Origin of the sequence: Leptospira wolffii serovar Khorat str. Khorat-H2, assembly GCF_000306115.2 — a bacterium.
In the GTDB taxonomy this organism is placed as follows: Bacteria; Spirochaetota; Leptospiria; order Leptospirales; family Leptospiraceae; genus Leptospira_B; species Leptospira_B wolffii.
The window spans coordinates 73,412-94,952 of record NZ_AKWX02000013.1; the positions used below are offsets into that span (position 1 = coordinate 73,412).

19 protein-coding genes are annotated in these 21,541 nt (G+C 46.7%); 9 read left to right on the plus strand and 10 right to left on the minus strand.

From position 1 onward, the window contains the following. Positions 1-17 precede the first annotated feature (17 nt). From LEP1GSC061_RS10905 to LEP1GSC061_RS10915, 3 genes are all read right to left on the minus strand, one after another. Positions 18-1,985, minus strand: coding sequence for a hypothetical protein (locus LEP1GSC061_RS10905; protein ID WP_016545702.1), 1,968 nt, complete (start codon positions 1,983-1,985; stop codon positions 18-20). 13 nt (positions 1,986-1,998) lie between these two features. Next, positions 1,999-3,045, minus strand: coding sequence for an aspartate-semialdehyde dehydrogenase (gene asd, locus LEP1GSC061_RS10910; protein WP_016545436.1), 1,047 nt, complete (start codon positions 3,043-3,045; stop codon positions 1,999-2,001). Positions 3,046-3,130: 85 nt separating this feature from the next. Continuing rightward, positions 3,131-4,678, minus strand: a complete 1,548-nt coding sequence (locus LEP1GSC061_RS10915) for a hypothetical protein (RefSeq protein WP_016545685.1) — start codon at positions 4,676-4,678, stop codon at positions 3,131-3,133. On the opposite strand from LEP1GSC061_RS10915, the gene LEP1GSC061_RS10920 reads away from it, so the two are divergent. After that, positions 4,679-6,259: a hypothetical protein gene (locus LEP1GSC061_RS10920; protein ID WP_016545631.1), complete on the plus strand. Its 1,581-nt coding sequence runs from the start codon at positions 4,679-4,681 to the stop codon at positions 6,257-6,259. It begins immediately after the preceding gene. Here the strand turns inward: LEP1GSC061_RS10920 and LEP1GSC061_RS10925 are convergent. The 6 genes from LEP1GSC061_RS10925 to LEP1GSC061_RS10955 all read right to left on the minus strand — a co-directional run bounded on the left by LEP1GSC061_RS10925 (position 6,244) and on the right by LEP1GSC061_RS10955 (position 12,644). Next, positions 6,244-7,695 (minus strand): MBOAT family O-acyltransferase, encoded by a 1,452-nt coding sequence (locus tag LEP1GSC061_RS10925; RefSeq protein ID WP_040508552.1) that lies wholly within the window; start codon positions 7,693-7,695, stop codon positions 6,244-6,246. The genes LEP1GSC061_RS10920 and LEP1GSC061_RS10925 overlap by 16 nt on opposite strands. A 96-nt stretch (positions 7,696-7,791) precedes the next feature. Further along, positions 7,792-8,007, minus strand: a complete 216-nt coding sequence (locus tag LEP1GSC061_RS10930) for a hypothetical protein (protein WP_040508553.1) — start codon at positions 8,005-8,007, stop codon at positions 7,792-7,794. Positions 8,008-8,764: 757 nt separating this feature from the next. Further along, complete coding sequence (locus tag LEP1GSC061_RS10940) at positions 8,765-9,139, minus strand: phosphatidylinositol phospholipase (protein ID WP_040508555.1); 375 nt, start codon at positions 9,137-9,139, stop codon at positions 8,765-8,767. Between the two features lie 46 nt (positions 9,140-9,185). Continuing rightward, entirely contained in the window at positions 9,186-9,521 is a 336-nt protein-coding gene (locus LEP1GSC061_RS21500) for a hypothetical protein (RefSeq protein WP_156844546.1), read from the minus strand. Positions 9,522-10,264: 743 nt separating this feature from the next. After that, entirely contained in the window at positions 10,265-11,293 is a 1,029-nt protein-coding gene (locus tag LEP1GSC061_RS10950; RefSeq protein WP_016545576.1) for a hypothetical protein, read from the minus strand. A gap of 4 nt (positions 11,294-11,297) precedes the next feature. Next, positions 11,298-12,644, minus strand: coding sequence for a helix-turn-helix domain-containing protein (locus LEP1GSC061_RS10955; RefSeq protein ID WP_016545718.1), 1,347 nt, complete (start codon positions 12,642-12,644; stop codon positions 11,298-11,300). A gap of 270 nt (positions 12,645-12,914) precedes the next feature. Here LEP1GSC061_RS10955 and LEP1GSC061_RS10960 point away from each other — a divergent pair, with 270 nt between their 5' ends. From LEP1GSC061_RS10960 to metF, 5 genes are all read left to right on the plus strand, one after another. Beyond that, positions 12,915-13,667, plus strand: coding sequence for a ParA family protein (locus tag LEP1GSC061_RS10960; protein ID WP_016545562.1), 753 nt, complete (start codon positions 12,915-12,917; stop codon positions 13,665-13,667). Next, positions 13,651-14,484: a ParB/RepB/Spo0J family partition protein gene (locus LEP1GSC061_RS10965; RefSeq protein WP_016545467.1), complete on the plus strand. Its 834-nt coding sequence runs from the start codon at positions 13,651-13,653 to the stop codon at positions 14,482-14,484. The genes LEP1GSC061_RS10960 and LEP1GSC061_RS10965 overlap by 17 nt, the downstream gene beginning before the upstream one ends. A gap of 372 nt (positions 14,485-14,856) precedes the next feature. Continuing rightward, positions 14,857-15,753, plus strand: coding sequence for a helix-turn-helix domain-containing protein (locus tag LEP1GSC061_RS10970; protein ID WP_040508557.1), 897 nt, complete (start codon positions 14,857-14,859; stop codon positions 15,751-15,753). Between the two features lie 18 nt (positions 15,754-15,771). Beyond that, entirely contained in the window at positions 15,772-18,279 is a 2,508-nt protein-coding gene (locus LEP1GSC061_RS10975) for a discoidin domain-containing protein (protein WP_016545591.1), read from the plus strand. Between the two features lie 39 nt (positions 18,280-18,318). Next, a complete protein-coding gene (gene metF, locus LEP1GSC061_RS10980; protein ID WP_016545510.1) occupies positions 18,319-19,197 on the plus strand; it encodes a methylenetetrahydrofolate reductase [NAD(P)H] in 879 nt (292 codons plus the stop codon). A gap of 10 nt (positions 19,198-19,207) precedes the next feature. On the opposite strand, the gene LEP1GSC061_RS10985 is transcribed toward metF, so the two are convergent. Further along, positions 19,208-20,035: a 1,4-dihydroxy-6-naphthoate synthase gene (locus LEP1GSC061_RS10985; protein ID WP_040508558.1), complete on the minus strand. Its 828-nt coding sequence runs from the start codon at positions 20,033-20,035 to the stop codon at positions 19,208-19,210. A gap of 167 nt (positions 20,036-20,202) precedes the next feature. Between LEP1GSC061_RS10985 and LEP1GSC061_RS10990 the strand changes: the two genes are divergently transcribed. From LEP1GSC061_RS10990 to LEP1GSC061_RS11000, 3 genes are all read left to right on the plus strand, one after another. Then, a complete protein-coding gene (locus LEP1GSC061_RS10990; RefSeq protein ID WP_156844552.1) occupies positions 20,203-21,030 on the plus strand; it encodes an HAD hydrolase family protein in 828 nt (275 codons plus the stop codon). Positions 21,031-21,097: 67 nt separating this feature from the next. After that, positions 21,098-21,298, plus strand: a complete 201-nt coding sequence (locus LEP1GSC061_RS22130; RefSeq protein WP_016545526.1) for a hypothetical protein — start codon at positions 21,098-21,100, stop codon at positions 21,296-21,298. Continuing rightward, the gene (locus LEP1GSC061_RS11000; RefSeq protein WP_016545635.1) at positions 21,295-21,495 is read left to right on the plus strand and encodes a DUF2283 domain-containing protein; all 201 of its coding nucleotides are present in this window, start codon (positions 21,295-21,297) and stop codon (positions 21,493-21,495) included. The genes LEP1GSC061_RS22130 and LEP1GSC061_RS11000 overlap by 4 nt, the downstream gene beginning before the upstream one ends. Positions 21,496-21,541 lie beyond the last annotated feature (46 nt).

Sequence of the window (21,541 nt, forward strand, 5' to 3'; positions counted from 1 at the left end):
GACCTGAGAGATCGAACTTATATTTTAGGAAGGGTTCTGTTCAAAAAATCTTCAAAGGAGATATAAAAGTCGAACTTGTCCTGTTCGGGCATATCCGCCGCCTTCTGATCGTCCACGATCCTTTTCGCCTTTTCCTGCAAGGCCCGACCGTTCTTTTTCAGAAACCTTCTGGTGACCAATACCGGAAAAGAATATTGCTCTTCCTGATTTCTTACCATAAAGGAATGGATTTCCTTTTTTGCATTCTTTTTCAGAAAGTTGATCAGGGTATTTTCGTCGATGTCCCCTCCCAGCGCCTGAAGAAGATAGTTTCTATCCGGAAATTCGTCCCTCGACCAGGCATGATCCAAAATTTCCAGAACGCTCGAAAGCATCTTCTTAACTTCGGCATCGTGTTCCGGATTGGCAGCCGTACCAGGGGCCTTATCGTCGCTCGAGGCCGCAACGGCCGCAGCAGCTCGAGCCTTAACGGTGGCTTCCACATTCTCCCGGTCCTTGATCCTTTTCTCGGCAATTCGGACCTTTTCCTCCTGGGCGGCTCTCGTTTTAGCCTCCAGGACTTTTTTATTCTGCTCCGCCGCCAAACGAGCTCGAATCTCTTCGGCCTCGAAGCGGTGTACAGCCATATTTCCGAAAATCGAGCGAAAGAACCGCGTAATAAACGGCAAATACTTAAAAAGAGAAGAATATTCTAATTTTTCAAATTGGCTGGAAGCCTCTCTGGTTTCCAGAAAATCCCGGATATTCATCTTACCCAAAACCCGGATTTCGCTATCGTTGCCCGTTGCGTTGAATACTCTCTTGGCGGTTTCCACCGCACCTGCGATACATTCCTTATGAAGGACGAAGTTGTATAAATTCTTCTTATCCGCGAACTCCGAATGCAGAATCTGATCGTGATTCATGATCAGATTCCGAATTTCCTCTTCTATCGGCTCCCCTCGAAAGCGCAGATAATTCAAATCGACCAAACGATTCGCGGATCTTACATAGTCGAGAAGCTCGGAAAGCTTCGCTTTCTTTTCTTCCTTGTCCTTCTTCTCTTTTTCTTCTTCTTCGAAATGGATCAAAGAAAGTAGCTCTTCGACTGCGGTTTTCTGGTCTCCGTAGGCGGGGCTCAAAAATGGAAGCACTTGAGAAGCAATAGATCTAGTATTTTCCAGATCCTTATCGGAGAAGTTCCCGAGTACTCCGATCCTTTGTAGTTCGGGTATGATTCGCTCGATTAAATATCTTTTATAAGCATCTAACCTGGCTATGATCTCGTCGTGAACGTTGAAGTAGAATACCGAACGGTTTCCGGGACTCAATGCGTTCTCGTTCCTGTAAAAATACAAGGTTTTGGCTTCAACGAGCTTCTTCAATACCGGCTTCAGATGAATATTGATGGTAGTCTGTTTTAACGTAGGAGTGACGTCGAAAGTATCCTGGAATAAATTCCCTATTTCAGAGGAAGCGTATGTCTCGCTCAACTTATTCGCATCGATAGAATCGAAAATCCACTTCTGGAAACTCTCTTTTCCCGGAAACTGGCGCTTCTCCTTGACCCATCTTTGGATGGAGCTGAACGAAGTCTGATTGACCCCGTCGACATAACGATGACTGGATCCTGCATCCGTCTGCGAGGGTCTTGCAAAAACGGTGATCAAACGCAGGAAAGAAGTAATCCTACCGTCGGAGGAGTCCCCGGTAGGATTATAATCCACCATACAGATCTTCTTTACCAATGGGGGATTATGGCGAGCCGTCATCTCTTTCAGATACGCGGCTACCCTTTCCTTATCCAAGGTTAACTCGCGAGAAAGCTGCTCCACGCTTGGAAGGATTTTGTTAGCGATATATTTTTCGGTCCAATCTCCTATGATCAGAACGAGTTTGTGAACCCCTTTGTATTGAAAATCCCCACGAGCTTCCAAGGCCTGGGTCAACTGTAAAGTCGAGTTATAATCCGCGACCTTAAGCTCCGGTGATTGGGGATCCAGCATTCATCATCCTCTCTTAGAGAAGGTTTTTCCGATACATCAACTCGGCGTTCAGCAGGGCGGCTCCGGCCGCTCCACGGACCGTATTATGACTTAGCACTACGTACTTCCAATCCAAAATCGGATCCGGCCGAAGGCGTCCGATTACGGTTGTCATACTTTTTCCGGTTTCCAAGTCCAGTCTAGGCTGAGGCCGATCTTCTTCCTTGCGATACAAGATCGTAGGATTCGGAGCCGAAGGCAATTGTAGATCCTGAGGCTCTCCTTTAAAAGACGACCAAGCATCCAAAATTTCCGACTCGGAAGCCTTCTTTTTGAATTTTATGGAAACACAAACCGTATGTCCGTCGAAAACCGGAACCCGGTTACAATGCGCGGAAATAGGGAAATCCGCATGGACGATTTTGCCGCCCTCTACCTTACCCAGGCATTTCAGAGGTTCGATTTCAGCCTTCTCCTCTTCTCCGCCTATGAAAGGGACTACGTTGCCTATGATATCCATGCTAGGAACCCCTGGATACCCGGCACCGGATATCGCCTGCATGGAGAATAGCATGACCGAATCGATTCCGAATCTGTCGAAGAGAGGTTTCAGTGAGATCGTCACTCCCATAATAGTGCAATTCGAATTAGTCACGATCTTGCCCGGAGTCTTTTGAGAAGAAAGAACCTCCAAGTGGGAAGAATTGACTTCGGCGGAAAGCAAAGGAACATTTTCCTCCATTCTATGGTTCTTAGAATTGGAGATGATATGTATTCCCGCATTCGCGTAGGCGAGTTCCACATCTCCGGCAATCGAAGCGTCCAATCCGGAGAATGCCAACTTAACTCCCGTTGTCTTTTGCGGATCCGGCAAGCTCACGATTATGTCTCGGGCATAAGAAGGTATATCCGAAGAAATCTTCCATCTCTTCTTCATCACTTCCGCATATGTTTTGCCCGCGCTATTCTCCGAAGCACAAAGATGAGTGACCTGAAAATACGGATGGTTTTCCAAAAGTTGGATGAATCTTTGCCCGACCGAGCCGGTGGCTCCCAAAACTGCGACGTTAATTTTGCTCATAGAACTTATTCGACCGTTGCGAACTCTTTGGAAGGAGTCCGTTTTTTCTCGTTTTTTTTCTATCTTTTTCCGCGACCGGGGGCTGTCATTCGACAAATTTCAGAATAGCATTCGCGTAAGTAGAATTCATTTTTTCCATCGCTTGATAAGTGAAATGGTGGTAATCCCAAAAATCGTTGGGGCGAAGAGAATCCTTAAGATCCAGGAAACATTCTTCGCGAATGGAAATCTCTCTCAAGTAACGTAAGTGTTCCCTATACCAATCGGATTCTTGGTACCAGGAAAGACTGATCGGATTCTCCGGATTATTGACCAAAAGAACCGGCACTCGATTGCTATTCATGAAGGTTAAAAGCTCCTTCATATAACGGAAATGCAGCACAGGACGAAACTTTTCTTCGGCGATCCTACGCTTAGAATCGGCCAGCACCCTTAAATATTGTATGCCCGGTCTCTTCCCGGGCTCGGAGAGAAGACGAAAATTGAAATATTCCTCGTATTCCTCTTTAGACATCCCCTCGTAACGAAGATCTTCCGTTCGTTCTTCCCGGATCAAAAATCGATCCCTTCTAGGAATCTCGTTCCCGAAAGTCTGCTGTAGCCTGACGCCCAGAAGATCCCTGGACCAATCCTTATTCTCCCCGGACGCCTCATAAGGAACCCAAGTCGCGGACAATTCCGCTCGAATCGGATTGTTTTCTCCCTTGTTTAAAAATTCCGGTCGAAGTTTCACATTCTTCCAACCGGGAGAATCGAAATAGAGAACTTGAATCCGCCCGAAAGAATCGCTCATCTCTAAGCGCAAGGGTCCGGGTCTCAGAATCTCTTCCACAACCTGAATATAAAATCCGGAGCGAACCATGTATTCCCTGGGAGCGAAGGAAAAGCTCTTTCCGGTCCAACCTCTGGAAGTCACTCTCTCCGGGATCTGAACTCCGTTGTATTCTTGGTAACTAGTGTTTCTTCCGAAACGATGCTCGTAGAAGGTTTTGATTTGTTTCCAATAAATATCCTTATAGCGATAAAAGGAGAATAGTCCCGCCGCCGAATATTCAGCCGCTTTCTCGGGACCAATAATATTCCAGAACTCGGAGAAGGTTTCCCAAGGGAAAATATATTTGGATTGGGGAGCATCCTGAAAATCTAATGCATCTAAGAGAAGGCGATCCTCGGAAATCGTTTCGTTTTTTCCAGTCTTGGGTTCCAATACATAGGCTCTATGCAATCTCCAGTCGATGAAATTCACCGGATAGACGATCAGATCCGGCCGCAAAGAAAGGATTTTATCCTTAAGCAGATACGCATCCAGGGGAGCCATGCCCGCGTAGGTGAGAAATTCCACCTCCACCTGTTTACCCGATTTTCTTAGAATTTCCTCCTCCAATAATCTTCTGTCCAGGGAGTAATGCGCGATGCTCGATCCCAAGAGAAGAATACGAAATCCCTTCTTGGGTTTGGAATCCAAGGATCGAAACTCGTAAATGAAATTGTAAAAATAATTAGATCCCCATGAGGATTCGTTAGGCAAAATCCAAAGACCGATTCGAAAAAAAAGAAAATCCGCGAGAAAGATCAGGACTAAACCGGAAACAATGATTCGAATTTTGGATACCGAGATTGAGGGGGTCCGCATTTGGCTTATTTCTCTCCAGAATGGGATAGAAAGAGCCTTTGTCCAGAATTAGTTTCCATTTTCTTCTTTACCCTAGATGGGGCCTTGGCCAGGATTCCAAGAGTGATTTGGCTCTGGGCGTCTTTCGTAATTTTTCTGATCTCCCTAGCCGTTTCCCTGATAGGAGCTCCTAAGGAAATTTTCTGGAGTTCCGAAGCCCTTTATCTTCCTTCCATTCTGATCGACATAGTGAGAGAAGGCGGCTCTCTTCGAGGTTGGTCGTTTGCTCCTACTCCTTATTTTTTTCCGGATCTTCCTCTCGTCTTTCTATTCGGATCCGTCACCGGAAACGCGTTCGGAGCGATCTTAACATATGCGATCTTTCAATCTCTCGTATTTGGCGGACTTTTAGGAAGATTCATCCATAGTATAGAGCCGAAAATGCGTAGATCCGGCTCGTATTCTCTCGGGTTACTATCCGCCTCCTTCCTATTCGTTCTCGCCGAAAAATTTCCGACTCTCTATTATCTATATCTGCCTTCCTCACATACTAGCGCCTTTCTAATCACCCTTTGGATCTGGCCCTACTTGCGAAAAGAAAGGGTCCAAAAATATCTGATGTTCCCGATACTCATACTCTCCGTATTCTCGGATAGGATCCTAGTATTTACATTATTCTTACCAGCAGGACTCGCCTGGGCGAGAAGATACGGTCGCTGGGGAGTGTCATTTCCTTTGATTTCCGTCCGGTTTTTCGCCTCCGGAGCCTTGGGATTCGGACTCTATTCTCTCTCACGTGTCATCCTGACCATCCAGAGTCCGAATAAGATCGCAACGGGAGAATCCTTCACTCTCTGGTGGAGTGATTGGATCGATTCCATCTTAAATCTGGAATTACAAGGAATCTTCCTAATTTTAGCTTTGGTAACCGCATTCTGGAGCCTGGCTAAAAGCAGAGAATGGGGGCATAGTCTTGCCTTCGCAGGATACTTTCAGATCATTCTGATCTTTTTACCTCCGTTAGCAGGGTTGTATTCCGGACCGAGCGGAATCAAACTGAGCCTTCCTGCCTTCGCGCTTGTGCCCGTGCTTTTCGGAGTTTTGGTCTCGCTACCTCGTCCGGAATTCGGAACGAACGCAAGAAATATCGCGTTACTGGGAGCGATCCTTGGGCTTGCATTCTTCTCCGTATTCCATAGAAATCCGGACACTCTTTGGGGCCTCCAGGGTTTTCCGAAACCGAACGAGGCCTCCTGCATAGACGATCTGAAGGAAGCCGATTCCTTCGTATTCGTCATTTCCGAACCCCAGAAGGCGCGGAGAATATACGCATATTCCGACAAAAGGGCCCTGGCATATCCGGTCGATTTTAGTACATTAGAAGGTCTGCATGCGATTTCCAACCGGGAATGGTTCCTCTTTCCGCCGGAAGGCCCCATCGGAGTCATACCCGAAGGATTGGGAGAACATAGGATCCGATCCTTTTACGGAGAACCGTCCAGAATCCTGACCTGTCCCAAAGGAAAAGATTCCCTTTGGATCTACGAGAATACGGACAAGATACGGGAGTTCCTACAAAGACCGTTTCAAAAAACGAAATAGAGAAACGGTTGAGAATCCGCCGAAAAAAGCACCGCTATCAGTAAGCCCGAGCTAACAAGGATCCCAAAAAGAACGGGATTCAGTCCTAAATACCAGTTCTTAAATCGCCCTTTAGATTCTTCTCTACTTCCTATCCAAGTGGAAAGGGAGAAAATAAAAAAGACCGATACGAATATTCTCGTCCAAAATGGGTTAGGTTCCAAGCCCTGAGACCAAAGGAATAATTTGGAAAAGACCCGAATGGTAATCTCCCAATTGGGGGAGCGAAAAAAAATCCAAACCAGAACGATCGAAAGAATGACGAACACCCGGTATACGATTGATAAAAAAACCTCGAGCCTTTCTCGTTCCCCTTTCTTTCTCGGTTTTAAAAATGAAAAATCGAAAAAACGCTCCATTGCAAGCAAGGCACCATGGATTCCCCCCCAGACGACAAAATTCCAACTCGCGCCATGCCAAAGCCCTCCTAGGAGCATCGTTATCATCAGATTCGAATATGTGCGGAGATCTCCCTTCCGACTCCCCCCCAGCGGAATATACAAATAATTACGTAGCCAGGACGAAAGTGAGATATGCCAGCGCCTCCAAAAATCCGAGAAACTCGAAGCCAAATAAGGCATTCTGAAATTCTCCACTAGCCGGAAACCCAAAAGGAGGGCCGAACCTAGAGCAATATCCGTGTACCCGCTGAAATCGAAATAGATCTGCAAGGCGTATGCAAAAACACCCATCCAAGCATGAAAAGAAGATACTGAATCGGGAGCTCGAAAGACAAGATCGGAGATCTCTGCAATCGTATCCGCAAGCACCGCTTTTTTCCAAACTCCGATTAAGATCAAAACGAGACCCTCTCGAATATCCAAGCTCGCCCAATTCTTCCATTCGGCTAATTGAGGCAAAAACGCTCGAGCAGGAACAATCGGTCCGGCAACCAGCTGAGGAAAGAAGGAAAGAAAAAGCGCGTAATTCCAGAAATTTTTTTCCGGCGGAATTTCTCCTCGGTAGACATCAATGGTGTAACTAAGGGACTGAAATGTATAAAAAGAGATCCCTACGGGCAATACAATATGCCATACAGGAAAAGGCAAAAATAGCCCAAATGCCGAAAAAAGGGCACTTCCACTCTCTATAAAGAAATTGAAATATTTAAAGAAGGCCAAAGCCGAAAGATTTGCCCCTACGGATAAAGCGAGTAGAAGTCGATTGTGCTTCGCTCCCGCAGGGCCCATATTCTTCCCGATACAAAAATCCAAAAGGGAGGTAGCAAAAAGAAGAAATCCGAATTTGGGATTCCAAGAAAGATAAAAGCAATAACTACCTATAAGCAAGAAGGGCTTAGGGATCCAAGCTGGGAAAAACCGGAAAAACGGTAAAATCCAGCGGAGCAAAAAAATTAGAAGGAAAAAAAAGAAGTATAGAGGGGTAGTAAAATTCAATTTGCTTATTTTTAATCAATATAGAGATTAAATAAAATCATTTTTCAGGTCAAAATAAATCAGAGCATAATAAATCCAATAACTGCTCATTTTTAATCATACAGTCCATTTACATTTTACCCCACAATTCGGGCAAATGGCTGTGATCTCCGCCTTTACCCGCCTTCCCTTCGGCGTGTCCACCTTTCCAATAGCTACAAATTCGAAATCTACCCCCTCCGGGACGTAATGACCCGCTCCATACCGAGCAGATCCTTCGATTAAATTTGAGCAGGCGTGGCATTTTACTCTTAATTTGATGACTTCGGCCATACCGAAAGGCTCCTAAATTCTCCGGATTTGGCAAGAATAAAGCCTCCTTCCTTCTGACAATTTCGCATACGGGTGTTTTTCGGATACACATGACATATTGGCATTATTATTCGAGGATCAGGACTCCCCCGGCCTCTTCCCAATAGGTAGATTCCCCCGTCTTCTCCGGCTTAAGGATGCAGTCCATATTTACTCCAAAAGCCCACTCAAGGGCATTCGGACGGAATATCTGATGATCCCGTGTATTTCATTAGTGGACTTGTCCTGCAGGAAGAAGCCTGAGAAACTTCCCCTTCTCGCCCCATCCTCCTGGCCGATTTGCCTCAATGAGGCTCTTGCCCTAATTCTTGGGCGGATAGCGCCCCCCTACAAATGCAGAAAATAGGCCACTCTGCGGTTGCCTATTTTTAGGCAGAGTATTATTTCCTGACGGTATCCTATCGCCATCAGTTCCGAGCGCTTACCAAGTTCTCCGTGAAACAGAATACCTGGCCCCTCATGGCGGATGATTTCACTGAGCAGAGGCTTCTTTCGAGACAATCGGCCGGGAGGCATAGATTGGCAGATGCATTCTCTCCGAGGCGAACAGACGGCGCTTATCTATTTGCCCACCACAGGACGCTCATTGCCCAAAATTAGTCAGCCCTTGCCCTTTTGGTCGCCTATCTGTCCACGAGCGGGCACTTAGTGGAGGCTTTTGCCGATTTTTGGTTTTTGAGAAATCCCCCTGTGGGCAGCACAGGAAGATTTGATAGATTTAGGCTCTTTTGCGAGCGGGGGCTGTTTTCTTAGGAGAGGCGCTCTTCTTAGGGGCGGTAGATTTCTTTTTTTCTTTCTTTGAGTCCATTCCGGACGAATCGAAGCTAATATCCAACCCCATCTTCTTATTCCTCTTTACCATATATACGAAATGTCGGACGTATTGCGCATATGGTTCCGGAACGGATTTTGGATCGAAATCCAACGGATTCTCAAGAAGAGATCTTACGACTGCTTGGTTGAGATCCTCTTTGCTCGTGGCCATCAGAGTTTCCAATCTCCTCAGGATTTCATGGTCGTTTACTTCGCTGATGAGTTTTTTCATCGCGTTTAAGAGCCTCTGGAATGAGGTTCGTTTCGTTTTTGCAGCCATAGATGGATTAGAATTTAGAAGCTCGGAGAAAGCACAAGAAAATATATTACGTGAGGAAGGATCTGCTCGCTGCCTCTTCTACCGCCTGCCATGAGATTGAAACCCCTCGGAACACCTGACCTTCGTATTGAGAACGAGATCGGCCTTGGCTCTTTTGGCCGGAAGAAGGAACTCCTCCTAACACCGGCAGGCAGAATCGCAACTCCCCCGTTCCCCAGGGAAAAGACGGCTTACTGGAAACCGGCCCCCAACCCTTGGCCCGGATTTCTTGCGTTTCCGTAGCGCCCGCATAGAACCCCAAAGCACCGCTCAGGCCAACGTCGGGATGTCCAGCAAGGTGCTTCAGGTGAGGACTTCCTACCAGATTGAGCCCCTCGCCCACCGTCGAAATAGAGCCTGAAAGGAGATCGCTACAACTTAGGCCATTCTTCCCAAGAGCAAGCCAGCCAGAATTGCAAGAGTTCTCGGCCGGAGCAGAACCTCCCAGGCCGAAATATTGGTTCGATAATAGAATCCCCGAGATTAGGCCGGCCCTATCCAAAGATAATAAGCCGATTGATCCTATAACCGGAAGAGACCCTCGTTCGGGAAAGCCCGCCGGCTTACTCGAAAATTCGAGTAAAATAGATCCGCAAGAATCTATCCCAAAATTTTGGAAGAAAGGGAACTCCTTCGAGGTTGTTCCCGGACGGGAGGCGAGGGACAGGTGCGAATCGTTTCCTGAATTTTTAAAATGCTCTTTCGACTTTGCTTCCGCCTCTTTAGATCCAAGGCCGGAAATTTCTTTCTTCGAAGATTTTGTTTCCGCAAGTAAGGAATCCAATTCGGGAAAATCCGAAGACCTTTCTTCGGAAGAATATTCCACCCCTTCGGATAAGACGATTTCCACTTCGTCCTGATGAACCGATTGCAATTCTTGAGACAAAGATTTTTCGACAGAGAAAAGCTCCTCCGGATCCGAAATTGACTCGGAGGCAAAAACGGAAGCACTGCTAATCGCCACCCCGGCAATAAGCAAGAACCGTGCCAAAAAATTATGTCTCCTTGAGAAAAACATGCGATTATAAGCAGTTTTAGCCGGATTTTGAGGAAAAAGGAAGCTTTTTTTCGGAGCTTTCCGGGTTTTTAGGCAATTTTCCTGAGGAGGCGCTTTGCCCTGAGCTTCCATTCCCAGAGCACAATTTCTTGTTCTTTGGAACTTGCTCGGTCCTGCTCCTTTTCCAGAAGAGCGTAAACCATGCTAGCAATCTCCTTGGAAAAACCCTTGTCCAGTTCTGCCTCGAACTCTTCTTCTTTGTGTTCCAAGATCAGGCCCGCCAGACGAAATCCTTCATCTAGATTTTTTAATTTACTAGTCCAAGATTTCAGTTCTTCCTTATCGTCCTCGTTTCGGATCATCACATCCAGAAAAGTCCGGATAAAGGAAACCTCCTCCGCCTTCAAAACGAACTCGAGCAAGAGCTGCTTTACCTTTTCCAACTCCATTTTCCTAAGGTGGACCCTAGCTAAGAAAACTGGATTTTTGGAATGCATATTGAGGTTGCCCTTCTCCAATAAATCCGTAGCCCGGACCTTGTTGAAATCAACAATGCTCGCATCCGCTCTTAGGCTTTTTTCAAGCTCCTCTTTAGGAGGAGAAGTCGCCGGCCCCCCGATTTTTTGGGCGACCTTTCTCTTGATAATCAGCATGTTTAAGGAAGGGAATCGGATCTTCAGGGCGACTAAATCCTGGCGAGGAAATTCCTCATCCAGGACCAGGTGATGCATCTCCACCCCCTCTTCCCTTGCTCCCAGGAGATCTTCTACTTTGGAATAATGATAGATCATGACGGGCAGAATATCGCATTCGCTCCCGCTGTTTAAAAAAATTGTACGTACCTCGTTTCCGGAACTGGAATGTTGGTAAGGAATGACTAGCTTCCCTTGTTTTACGTTTACGAAGCTAAGCTCCCCCAGCCTAAAATGGGATAGGTCGAATTCTTCACCCAAAAACACGATCCTCGGGACTGGAACCACAATGGATTGGTTCCTGGCCCCCTTAGGGACTTCGGGTCCCTTAGAGGTAAAAACCACATAGGTCATTTTGGCCAAACGGACTTTTACTAGATAGCCGTTCGGCGTTTTTCTTTCTTCGTATAAGGAATCTAATTCCAAAATTTTAACCCAACCCCAGGTTTCTCAATTTATACTGCAAAGATCCCCTGGAAATTCCCAGAGCCTTTGCCATCCGGATTTGATTGCCGCCAAATAATTTATCGGCCAATAAGATCTTTTGCCTCTCCATTGCTTCCACAGCTTTTCTCAAGTCCAGATCCTCCGGATCCGGAAGGGAAACGCCAAGAGGGCCCTCTTTTTTCAACTCAGAAGTATGGATCTCTCCCGTTCCGGAATTTAGGACCGCTTCTTCGATTGCGTTCCGAACATCTTCCAGATTTCGGTAGGAACTCCCTCCACTCAGGGACTCGATCGCCTCGGACGAAAGTCTCAAATCCGGTCTCCCGTGAACTTCTCTTACCTCTTGGAATACCGAAAGAATTAAAGAACGACGATCCTCCGAATTCCAGAATTTCCAGGCGGGTAATTCTATACTATTCCCTGCCAAAAGCGATCGAAAATAAACGAATTCTTCCTTCGGTTTTTGGTCCCGATTTTCTAAGAATATAAGACGACATTTCGAAGTTTTTCTTTGAGAATACTCGTATAAAATCCTCTGCTGGTTCAGAGAATAATCCTCTACCTTTTCCAAAACCAAGCTTCCTGTCTGAGCCATTTTTTCCCAATCCGCCAATGCCTTTTCCAGTTTAGGAATTTGCTCGGGTAGGACGGAAACGGTTACTAAAGGTTTTTCCAGGAGATCTAATTTATGAATCCATTTTGCCAAAGTTTTTCTTCCGGAAGCAGGGGGTCCAAAGATTCTTAGAATTTGCTTTTTCCGAAATTCTTCTAGCAAAGAAGAATTTCCTCCTGCTAACCTGAATAGAATTTCTCCGATCCCGGATTCGATCGGGGAAGGTTTTTCTGCGGCTACCCTTCTTTCTCCCAAAGCCCAGGAGATTTTTTGGCACAAAAGGCCTAAGAGAAAAATATCCCTATCTCTCGGTTCTCCGGAAACTTCCACTAAAATAAACCCTGACAATTTTTTGCCGATTCGAATAGGCCCTAAAAGGCAACCGCGGGCTTCCTGGTCATAAAATTCGAATCCGGGAGCCTGTTCCAAAAAGAAGGGAAGATTGCTTAATTCTAGTCGATTCCGAACCCGGGATCCCTTGGCCAAGAAGGAATAGAAAAAGCCATCCTCTCCATATCCCCAGGAACAAATTTCTTCCAGCGCATCCGGGTCAGCAACGGAAGAAAGAGTGGCCAAACCCGCCAGTCCATTTAGATATTCTAACCATTCCGGAAAAGACGAGGGAAGAATATCTCGGATTTCTTCCGGACTCGGGTCCTCCCAAAAAATGTCCTCTGGCAATGGCGGCATGGAGGGAAAATGTTTAAATTTAAGCATGGTGTCAACCATGTACCTGGGGTTTTTACCGGACATGTCGGACGTCCGACACTTTCCGTCTCTTGTTCTCGCATTTTCTATAAAAATCCGGATTTCGTTTGAAGCCTACCTCCCCTCTCGTTGAATGGAAAAACCATCGGCTCGCATCTTCGCCTGGCCAAAATCCTATCCTTATTTTTTCAAGAATCCTTACGGATTCATCCGGATTCTTGGCGCGCAATTTAAGGACTGGATGTCGGACATCCGACAATTGAAATACAAGGGAAAAGAATGATTGTAGTATCCATCGCAAACCAAAAAGGAGGGGAAGGTAAGACCACTACCTCCCTGAATCTTGCCTGGGGGCTAGCCCGTCGCGGGAAGAAAACTCTTCTTATCGATATAGATCCGCAAGCGAATTCAACCGGCATTTTTCTCAACCCGGAAGGATTGGAAAAGTCCATGCATAATATCTTCCAGTCCAAGGCAAAGATCCGAGAGGTCATGGTTCCTACCCATGTAGAAAATCTTACGATCGCCCCCTCTCGCCTGACCCTTGCAGAAGCGGAGACCATCGCGGCTATCGTTGACGCGCCCTATATTTTGAGGGACGCTCTTGCAGACCTGGAAAAGGAAATCGACTTTTGTGTTATCGATTGCCCTCCTAGCCTTTCCATTTTCACCATCAACGCCTTGGTCGCATCTAATTATGTAATCATCCCCTTGCAGGCGGAAAAATTTTCCGTAGACGGAATCCTAGGATTGCAACAGACCATTACTAGTATCAAAAAAAGAATTAACCCTGGACTGGAAATCATGGGTGCCCTTGTGACCCAGTTAAAGCCTCAGACCCTCCTCACCAAAACGATCATTCCGGTACTCACGAAATACTTTAAAATTTTCGAGAATAGTATCTCGGACGGGGTCGCCGTCGGCGAATCCCATCTCGCGAGAAAGTCAGTATTCGATTATAATAAGTCCAGTCGCCAGGCCCAAGAATACGAAGGCTTCATTGAGGAATTTTTGAATGAGCTCAAAAAGTAAGAGATTAGGCTCCTTAGCGGACGTATTCCAAGCGGAAAAATTAGAAGGCACGATCCGCAAAATCCGATTAGAGAAAATCCGCCCTTCGGAAAGCCAGCCTAGGCAAGAAAGAAAAAAGGGAGTCGAAGAGCTCGCCGAGAGTTTGGACAAAGACGGACTCTTACAACCGATTTTGGTGACCAAGCAATCCGATGAAGAATTTTATACGATCATTGCCGGAGAGAGAAGATTCCATGCGGCGAGTCTCTTAAAATGGCCAGAAATAGAATGTAAAATTCTAGATAGAGACGCAAAGGAAACATTCCGCCTAGCCATCATCGAAAACCTGCAAAGAGAGAACCTTTCTCCTTATGAAGAAATCGAGGCAATGTCCCATCTCAAGACATCCTTTTCCTACACGGATTTAGAGTTGGGAAATCTTTTCGGTAAAAGCAGAAGCTACATGACCGAACTCCTTGGAATCTCTTCTCTCTCTAAAGAGGATCTGCAAGTCTGTAAAGATGCGGGAATCGAAAGTAAAAACCTTCTAGTACAGGCAGCATCCGCGGCAAAGAAAGGAGCACTTAAAGATTTTATCGATAAATTCAGCTCTGGAGAACTTCGGACTGTCAAAGACGCAAAAACATTCAACAGAGCCGACGACTCCCTTTTCCCGGAAACCAAGCATTCAGGAGAAAATAAATCATTCTCCCCTTCTTCGGCTTATAAGATCACGAAAAAAGGAAACTCGGTAATCATCAGCACGGACGATGAGGAGTTTCTTTCCGAGTTACATCGTTTCGTAAAAAAAGAGATTTCCAAAAAATTCGGGAAGTAAATCCGAATCCACTTAACGTGTATTGTTAAGCGACCTAAAAAAGACGCTAACAAGTACTTAGCAAAAGTTTTTACAGTACGGGCTCGTGAAAAAACGGCAATGAGTTGACGTACCCGGAAAAAACCGAATGATGTGACATAATATTGTAAACGGAAATGTAGTACTTTCTCCCAAACCTGGAAGAGAGAGGGGTCCTGCGTGTCCGGTCCGGAATAAAAAAACTCCCCCGGTGGAACCAGGGGCCGGATCTTCCCGAAGGAATGTTGTTGGATGAGACATAAGTATCCTTATGTCGGATAAAAGTCAACTACCTTCGAAATATTTGCTTAAAATTAATTTTTTTGCCTCCAGGAGCAAAAGAGGGTTCGAGGTATGGGCGAGCATTATCCATATATCAAGTTCCTGGCAGATGTGATAGAATCCGGGACTTGGGCCAATTTATCCGCAGCAGCCAAGACTCTCTATTTGGTCCTGCTTAAATTTAGTGACCACACTTTTAAGCCAGTGTGGCCTAGCAATGAGAGCCTTTTACGCTTAACCGGTCTTAAAACTAAGAAATCCATCAATGAAGGCAAAAAAGACCTCGTAAAAGCAGGTCTCCTTCAGTTTATACCCGGGACAGGCCACAAGAACTCAATGTATTACTTCTGCTTCAATTACCCCGGGTCTAAAATTCCACCCCAGGGGGTTATTTTTGGAAACCCCGGAGGGGGGGAAGGATCGCCCCCAGGGGATTCTCGTTCGATGTCCGAGGGGGCTACTGGAGGATCCCCAAACAATATCAATATAACCATCCATAATACCCAGAACCAAAAACCTAGTTCAGAAAAAGGAAAAAAAGAATTATCTCTTAGCTCCTTAGCCTCGGATTACGGTGACGATATACTGGAAGAAGCTCTTCTGATTGCGAAGAATCAAGGACAGTCGGAAAATTTACATTATATCCGAGGGATTTGCAGGAACCTATCGGAAGATCGAAAGCCGAATTTTGAGCAGAATACGAAAGTCTATTCTAACCGCCCCACCCCTTCGGATCGGGAAGCTTCCTGGAGAGGTTTTTTAGATTGGTGCCGTGGGAACTTATCTAAAAGTAGCGCCGAGGCCTTGGAAAAATTAAGGGTAGAACCGGACGGCAAGACCTTGTTGGTTTTGGATCCGGTATCCGACGCTCTTAGGATGATCATTGCAAAGTACTTCACAGACAAAATCCACCCATCGATACTGGTTATATTTTCAGCGAAGGCCGAAGAAAACCGGGTACAAATATAAAAGGACTACTCCAATCATATGAATGAAGAATCCATTCGGATCAGCCATCCCCGACAAGTTAAAGTGAATGAAATCAAGACGAAAGGAATGTTCGATTTAAAGGACGGCGGCCTTCGTTCTTATAGCGAACAGCTGGACCATGCCGGCGTCGGAGTCGTTACTCTCGTCTTGAATCCCGGATCCAGTTTTAATCAGATTCGCTTGCACCAATCCGAGCCCCAGGGCCAATTCTTCCCGGACGCTTTTAAATTTGAGATTTCTTTAGATGGGAAAGTTTGGGAACCCATTCTTCAGGAAACCGGATTTAGGCGTTTAAATAAAAGAGTAGGACAATGGAATTTCTCTCTAGTCCGGGCTAACTATCTAAAGTTAGTCAGCAAGGTCTCTGAGAAGGAAGGCTCTAAATTCAAAGTCTCTATTGCCGGGTTAGAAGTGGGCATTTCCGGGGTCGTAAAATTAGAGGTGAGTTCCGAGAAGGATCGGCTTTGGGTGAAAGAGAACTTAATCGACGAGAGGCCGGATTACGGATGGGCTTCCGTCGAATCTGCCCAACCCAAGGAAGAGCATTTCTTAATCGATTTAGGTTCTATCAGTCGAGTAAACGAACTCAGACTCCTTTCGCCGAAGGATGGGCATCTACCTTTCCCGGAAACTTTCACAGTCTATTATAGCGAGGACGATCTGACCTGGAACCAACTTCTGGAGGAGAATCAATTCTTATCCGAACCAGGAGTCTGGTACCAATGGAGATTCTTGCCAGCGAATATTCGTTTTTTGAAATTCGTATCCCGTCCCAGAAAAGCACAGCATCGGGAAAAATATTCCGCTAATATTGCCGAAGTAGAACTCTATGCGGCGCCTTATTTGAGTGATTTGACTCATAAACCCACTGCGGAGCCCCTTCCCTACGCGACGGTTCTGCGTTCCGGATTGGTTCGACTTGCCGTGGATGGAGAAACTTCCGAAGGTGCCGCGGTTCAGGCAAACGATCGCCGATTGCGAGATGCAAGCACCGAGTATAAGGGAATTGCCGAACTTGCTTCCGATGGAGAGGACAAGGAAGGCGTAGTCGTTCAAGGGAACGATCGCCGATTGAAACATTCTACCGAGGCTTCTTACGGCTTAGTACGTCTTGCTTCGAATGGCGAAAATCGGGCGGATAGAGTCGTTCAAGGGAATGATGAAAGACTGAAGCCTGCGACCTCTCAGAGCTTAGGGATCGTGGAACTGGCTGAAAATGGAGAAACCAAGGAAGGTGCAGTCGTTCAGGGAAATGACGATCGACTCAAACATGCTTCTGGAACCCGCTTCGGGCTCGTGCAATTAGCGGCAGCTGGAGAAGCGGTGCCCGGAAAAGTGGTCACCTCAGACGATCCAAGGCTTAGGAATGCGACCACGCAAACTACCGGGATTTTAAGATTCGCATCCAATGGCGAAGAATCGGCGGATGCCGCAGTGCAAGGAAACGACAAGCGACTAAAGCTCGCTACTACGGAATCTTTCGGTATAGTGAAGTTAGGACGTTCGGGGGAATCCAAAGAAGGAACCGTAGTTCAAAGCAGCGACGAAAGGTTGCGTAACGCTAGTACGGATTATCCGGGTATCGTAACCGTTGCACCTAAGGGGAAATCCATTCCCGGGCATGTGGTGTCGTCCGACGATCCTAGGCTATCCGATTCCAGGGAGCCCAAGCCTCATACTCACGATTACGCTCCTAAGGAGCACGATTTTAATTCGCATACCGGATTCTTAAGATTGAAAGGATCCGTCGAGGCGCCTTACGCTAACATCTCCCCTCCTCCGGAAAATACCGGAGTGATTTATGCGCGGAATGAAAGCGAGAAAGGATCCGGCTTGGTGGGCTCGGGAAGATTTTCCGGAATTCTCGCTTTCGGAGAAAAATTCGGAGCCAGAGGAGATAGCTCCTCCGGAGAAAAAGAATCGGCGGGAATTTTAGGTTTAGCGAAGCGAGGCTTTGGTGGTTGGTTCCATTCCCGTTCCGGCCATGCGGTTTACGCGAGTGGTCGAGGCATTCCTTCCTTAAACGAAACGGGATCCGGCAAGGCGATTCTTGCGGAAGGCGATTCTGATTTTCATGGTACGATCTATTTGCAAACCGGAAAGAATACGGATTGCATCGCCAGATTCTTCCCTGTCCAGTCTTCCGATGTGATTTCGGAGGGAGATTTATTGGCAATGGGAGAAGACGGCAAATTACATAAATCCCGTCAACCGAACGCTACCAATATCGTGGGCGTGGCCGTGAAATCGGCGGCTCTTGTTTTGGGAGAAAAGCCCGAGGCGGAAGGTCAATGGCTTGTGGCGATTGCGGGAGTTGCGATGGCGAATGTGGAGGCCCAGTCTTATCCTGTTCAGCCGGGAGATCTTCTTTGTTCCGGTTTAACGGGCGGCCATGCGGTTCGCATCGCTCCCGAGAATCTGAAAGCGGGAAGTCTCGTTGCCAAATCTCTCGGTCTACAGAGAAACGGACGCGGGCAGATCCCCGTTCTTTTGAGTCATAGTTAAAATATATTTTCCCGGCGGGATTTGTCGGGGAAGGTTAGAATGAAAAAAATATTAGAGATTTATAAAGAGGCCCGGGGCCCGGTATACTCTTTCGAATTCTTTCCCCCGAAAACGGAAGAGGGAGAAGAAAAACTTTTCGAAGCAGTCGGAGAATTGTCCAAGGTCGATCCGGGATTCATCACGGTGACGTACGGAGCGGGCGGTTCCACTCGAGACAAAACCATCAGACTTACTTCCGAATTGGCGAAGAAATACTCTTTGCCTGCTGCGGCCCATTTTACCTGCGTTGGAGGAAATCGGGACGAGATTCGAACCATTCTCGCGCAAATCTACGATTCCGGGATCCGCAATCTCATGGCCTTAAGGGGAGATCCTCCTAAGGGAGAGGGCCAGTTTCGAAAGGTGGAAGGGGGCTTCGGTCATGCGAACGAACTCATCTCCTTTATCCGAGAAGAAGGTTTCGATTTTTGCATAGGTGGAGCATGCTATCCGGAAAAACATCCGGAGGCTTCCAGTCTGGAGGCGGACGTGGATCGTTTGAAGGACAAGGTGGAGGCAGGCGCTTCTTATCTAGTTTCCCAATTATTCTTTTTGAATTCTTCTTTCGGTGCTTTTTTGGATTTGGTCCATAAGAAAGGGATTCATGTGCCGGTGATACCGGGGATCATGCCCATCACTTCTTTTTCTCAGATTGAAAGATTTAAGAGTATGGCGGCCTGCGAATTCCCTCCTCGATTGATTTCGGATCTGGAAGCCGTAAAAGATAACCCGTCCGAATTTTACAAAAGAAGCGTAGATTTTTCCGTGGCTCAGTGCCGAGAATTGGTCGAAACCTATCGGGTTCCGGGGGTCCATCTCTATACTCTGAACCAATCTCCTGCGAGTTCGGATATCGTGCGCAAGTTGAAATCCTCGTAAGATTATATTCTCAGACAAAAAGCTCCTGCTCTTTTTCTTTGGGCAGGAGCCCGGTGGACAATGCTTTTTCTTGGAGGAGTCGGATGGCCCTTCTCCCCTCTTGTCCCAGGCTTTTGGAGAAATCGTTCACATACAGATCTATATGCGCATCCGCCACTTCTCTCGTGGTATCCTGGGAGTGCGTGAGAATATAATCGTACATGTCTTCCCTATGCAGATATGCGAGCTCCAGGCTTTCCTTAATTGCCGAATCTAGGGCTGTCTTTTTTTCGGGATCGAGATGTCTTTGGATAGCAATGCATCCTAGGGGGATGGGGGCGCCCGTGGTTTCTTCCCACCATTCTCCTAAGTCCCGTACTTTTTCCAGGCCTCTCTTTTCGTAGGTGAATCTTTCTTCGTGGATCACGAGCCCGAAATCGGCTTCTCCGTTTTTTACCTTATCCAATATGAAATCGTAGCGAGTAGGTACCGGTTCGAAGTCACCTTCCAGATATAGGTGTGCGAGCAGATTGGCAGTAGTCCATAATCCGGGAACAAGAATCTTTTTGCCCTTAGGAGTTCCTACAGAGGCTCCTTTCCTCTTTACGATGAGCGGTCCGCAATTTCTGCCCAGAGCGGAACCGCTATCGAGTAAGGAGTAACGGTCTGCTACTTGGAATAAGGCTGCGAAAGAAAGTTTCGTGGCCTGGAATTTCCCTTCTTTTGCGAATCGATTCAGTTGCTCCACATCATGGAGTTCCTCTTTTACGGAAAAGGGCGCTTTCGTTTTTCCGGCGATTAAATGATAGAAGATGAATGTATCGTTGGGACAAGGAGAATAAGCCAGACTAAGTTCCATTCTTCCAGGCAATCAGTTTCCGTACTTTTGGAAACGAAAAAAGAAGGTAGGAACTCCCGCCCGGCTTTAATTTGGAGATCTATATAGAATTTGGAGTCCGTCTTTTGAGTTTCTTGCCGCATAAATTTCCCAGAACCGGCGCCCTATCCGGAATTCATACCATCGCCATGGATCTGGACGGGACTCTTCTGGATTCTCGCGCTTCGATTTCTAGTTTAAATCATTATGTCCTACAGTCTGCTCTGGATTCCGGTTTGCGTTTGATCCTCGCGACCGGGAGAAGATTCTCTTCGGCTTTTCCTTACGCTTGCGAGTTTAAGGGGGATGTCGCCGTGATCGCAAACAACGGGCAAGTCACCAGGCGGTCTCCGAGCGGAGAGAGGGTCTCGGAAGTATATCTTTCTACTCGGGGGGCTCGGGCGGCATTGGCACTCGGAAAATCCAAAGGGTTCTCTCCCCTTCTGCATGTGGATCGTTTCGAAGAGGGAGTGGATATTTTGATGGAGGCTCCCATCACTTCTCCCGCTTTTCATAATTACTCCGGAGGAGATACGGAGAGAACCCGAGTGGTCGCGGACTGTGTGGAGCACGGAGAAGATCGCGTATTGGTTGTCTGTTTTCTTTCGCAAAATCGGGAAGAGCTTTTCGATTTGGAGAAGAGTTTATTGCGATTGCCCGAAGCCTCCGAATACAGGACTGTTCTAACGAAAGTTCCGGGTGTAGCTTTTTGTTTAGAAGTATTGGAGAAAGGCGCCTCTAAATGGGCAGCAATCCGAAGTTTTCTGCAAGCCTCCGAGCTGGATACGGAAGGCGTCATCTCCTTCGGGGACGAATCGAACGATACGGAGATGATCGCTCATTCAGGATTCGGATTTGCGATGAAAAATGCCGTTCCCGGTTTGAAAGAGAAGGCGAATTTCGTGACCAAATATTCGAATAACGAGGATGGGATCGCTATGACTCTTCTGGAATTAGCCGCGCTTCGTTTTCCGTAAGGGTTGAAAAGGGATTGAGAAAGGTATCTGGAGCGTTAATCAACATACTCGTTATTTCGAGAATGAGGTGCTTAGAAAACGTCCAGAGATTCGTGTAGATTGGGTTAAAGAAGTAATTGGCTATTCGGACAAAAGGGAAGTCCAAGAAGATGGGCGAATCCGGTTTTGGAAATGGATTGACGAGGCCCAAAAATACATGCGAGTAATTACCTTGGAGGACGGAGAGACGGTCCATAACTCTTTCTTTGATCGGAGCTTTAAAAAATGAGAATTACACATTATCCTGAAACGGACTCCATTTATATCGACCTATCCGACCGCCCGTCTGTCCAGACCCGAGAAATAAATTCGGACTTAAATGTGGATTTGGATGAGAATGGAAAGCCCGTCGGTATCGATATCCACGGGAATGCTTCTAAATACGTGGACCTTTCAAAAGTCCTCTTTGAAACGATTCAAAATTAGCCGCGCTTCGTTTTTCGTAAGGGTTGACTTTTCTCAACTATCACTG

What these genes read in the sequence shown, in the direction of transcription:
- LEP1GSC061_RS10955 (WP_016545718.1), bottom strand. Translation starts at nt 12,644, where the DNA reads ATGCTTAAATTTAAACATTTTCCCTCCATGCCGCCATTGCCAGAGGAC.
- asd (WP_016545436.1), bottom strand. Translation starts at nt 3,045, where the DNA reads ATGAGCAAAATTAACGTCGCAGTTTTGGGAGCCACCGGCTCGGTCGGG.
- LEP1GSC061_RS10940 (WP_040508555.1), bottom strand. Translation starts at nt 9,139, where the DNA reads ATGGCTGCAAAAACGAAACGAACCTCATTCCAGAGGCTCTTAAACGCG.
- LEP1GSC061_RS10975 (WP_016545591.1), top strand. Translation starts at nt 15,772, where the DNA reads ATGAATGAAGAATCCATTCGGATCAGCCATCCCCGACAAGTTAAAGTG.
- LEP1GSC061_RS10915 (WP_016545685.1), bottom strand. Translation starts at nt 4,678, where the DNA reads ATGCGGACCCCCTCAATCTCGGTATCCAAAATTCGAATCATTGTTTCC.
- LEP1GSC061_RS10965 (WP_016545467.1), top strand. Translation starts at nt 13,651, where the DNA reads ATGAGCTCAAAAAGTAAGAGATTAGGCTCCTTAGCGGACGTATTCCAA.
- LEP1GSC061_RS10985 (WP_040508558.1), bottom strand. Translation starts at nt 20,035, where the DNA reads ATGGAACTTAGTCTGGCTTATTCTCCTTGTCCCAACGATACATTCATC.
- LEP1GSC061_RS11000 (WP_016545635.1), top strand. Translation starts at nt 21,295, where the DNA reads ATGAGAATTACACATTATCCTGAAACGGACTCCATTTATATCGACCTA.
- LEP1GSC061_RS10970 (WP_040508557.1), top strand. Translation starts at nt 14,857, where the DNA reads ATGGGCGAGCATTATCCATATATCAAGTTCCTGGCAGATGTGATAGAA.
- metF (WP_016545510.1), top strand. Translation starts at nt 18,319, where the DNA reads ATGAAAAAAATATTAGAGATTTATAAAGAGGCCCGGGGCCCGGTATAC.
- LEP1GSC061_RS10960 (WP_016545562.1), top strand. Translation starts at nt 12,915, where the DNA reads ATGATTGTAGTATCCATCGCAAACCAAAAAGGAGGGGAAGGTAAGACC.
- LEP1GSC061_RS10905 (WP_016545702.1), bottom strand. Translation starts at nt 1,985, where the DNA reads ATGCTGGATCCCCAATCACCGGAGCTTAAGGTCGCGGATTATAACTCG.
- LEP1GSC061_RS10990 (WP_156844552.1), top strand. Translation starts at nt 20,203, where the DNA reads ATGGATCTGGACGGGACTCTTCTGGATTCTCGCGCTTCGATTTCTAGT.
- LEP1GSC061_RS10930 (WP_040508553.1), bottom strand. Translation starts at nt 8,007, where the DNA reads ATGGCCGAAGTCATCAAATTAAGAGTAAAATGCCACGCCTGCTCAAAT.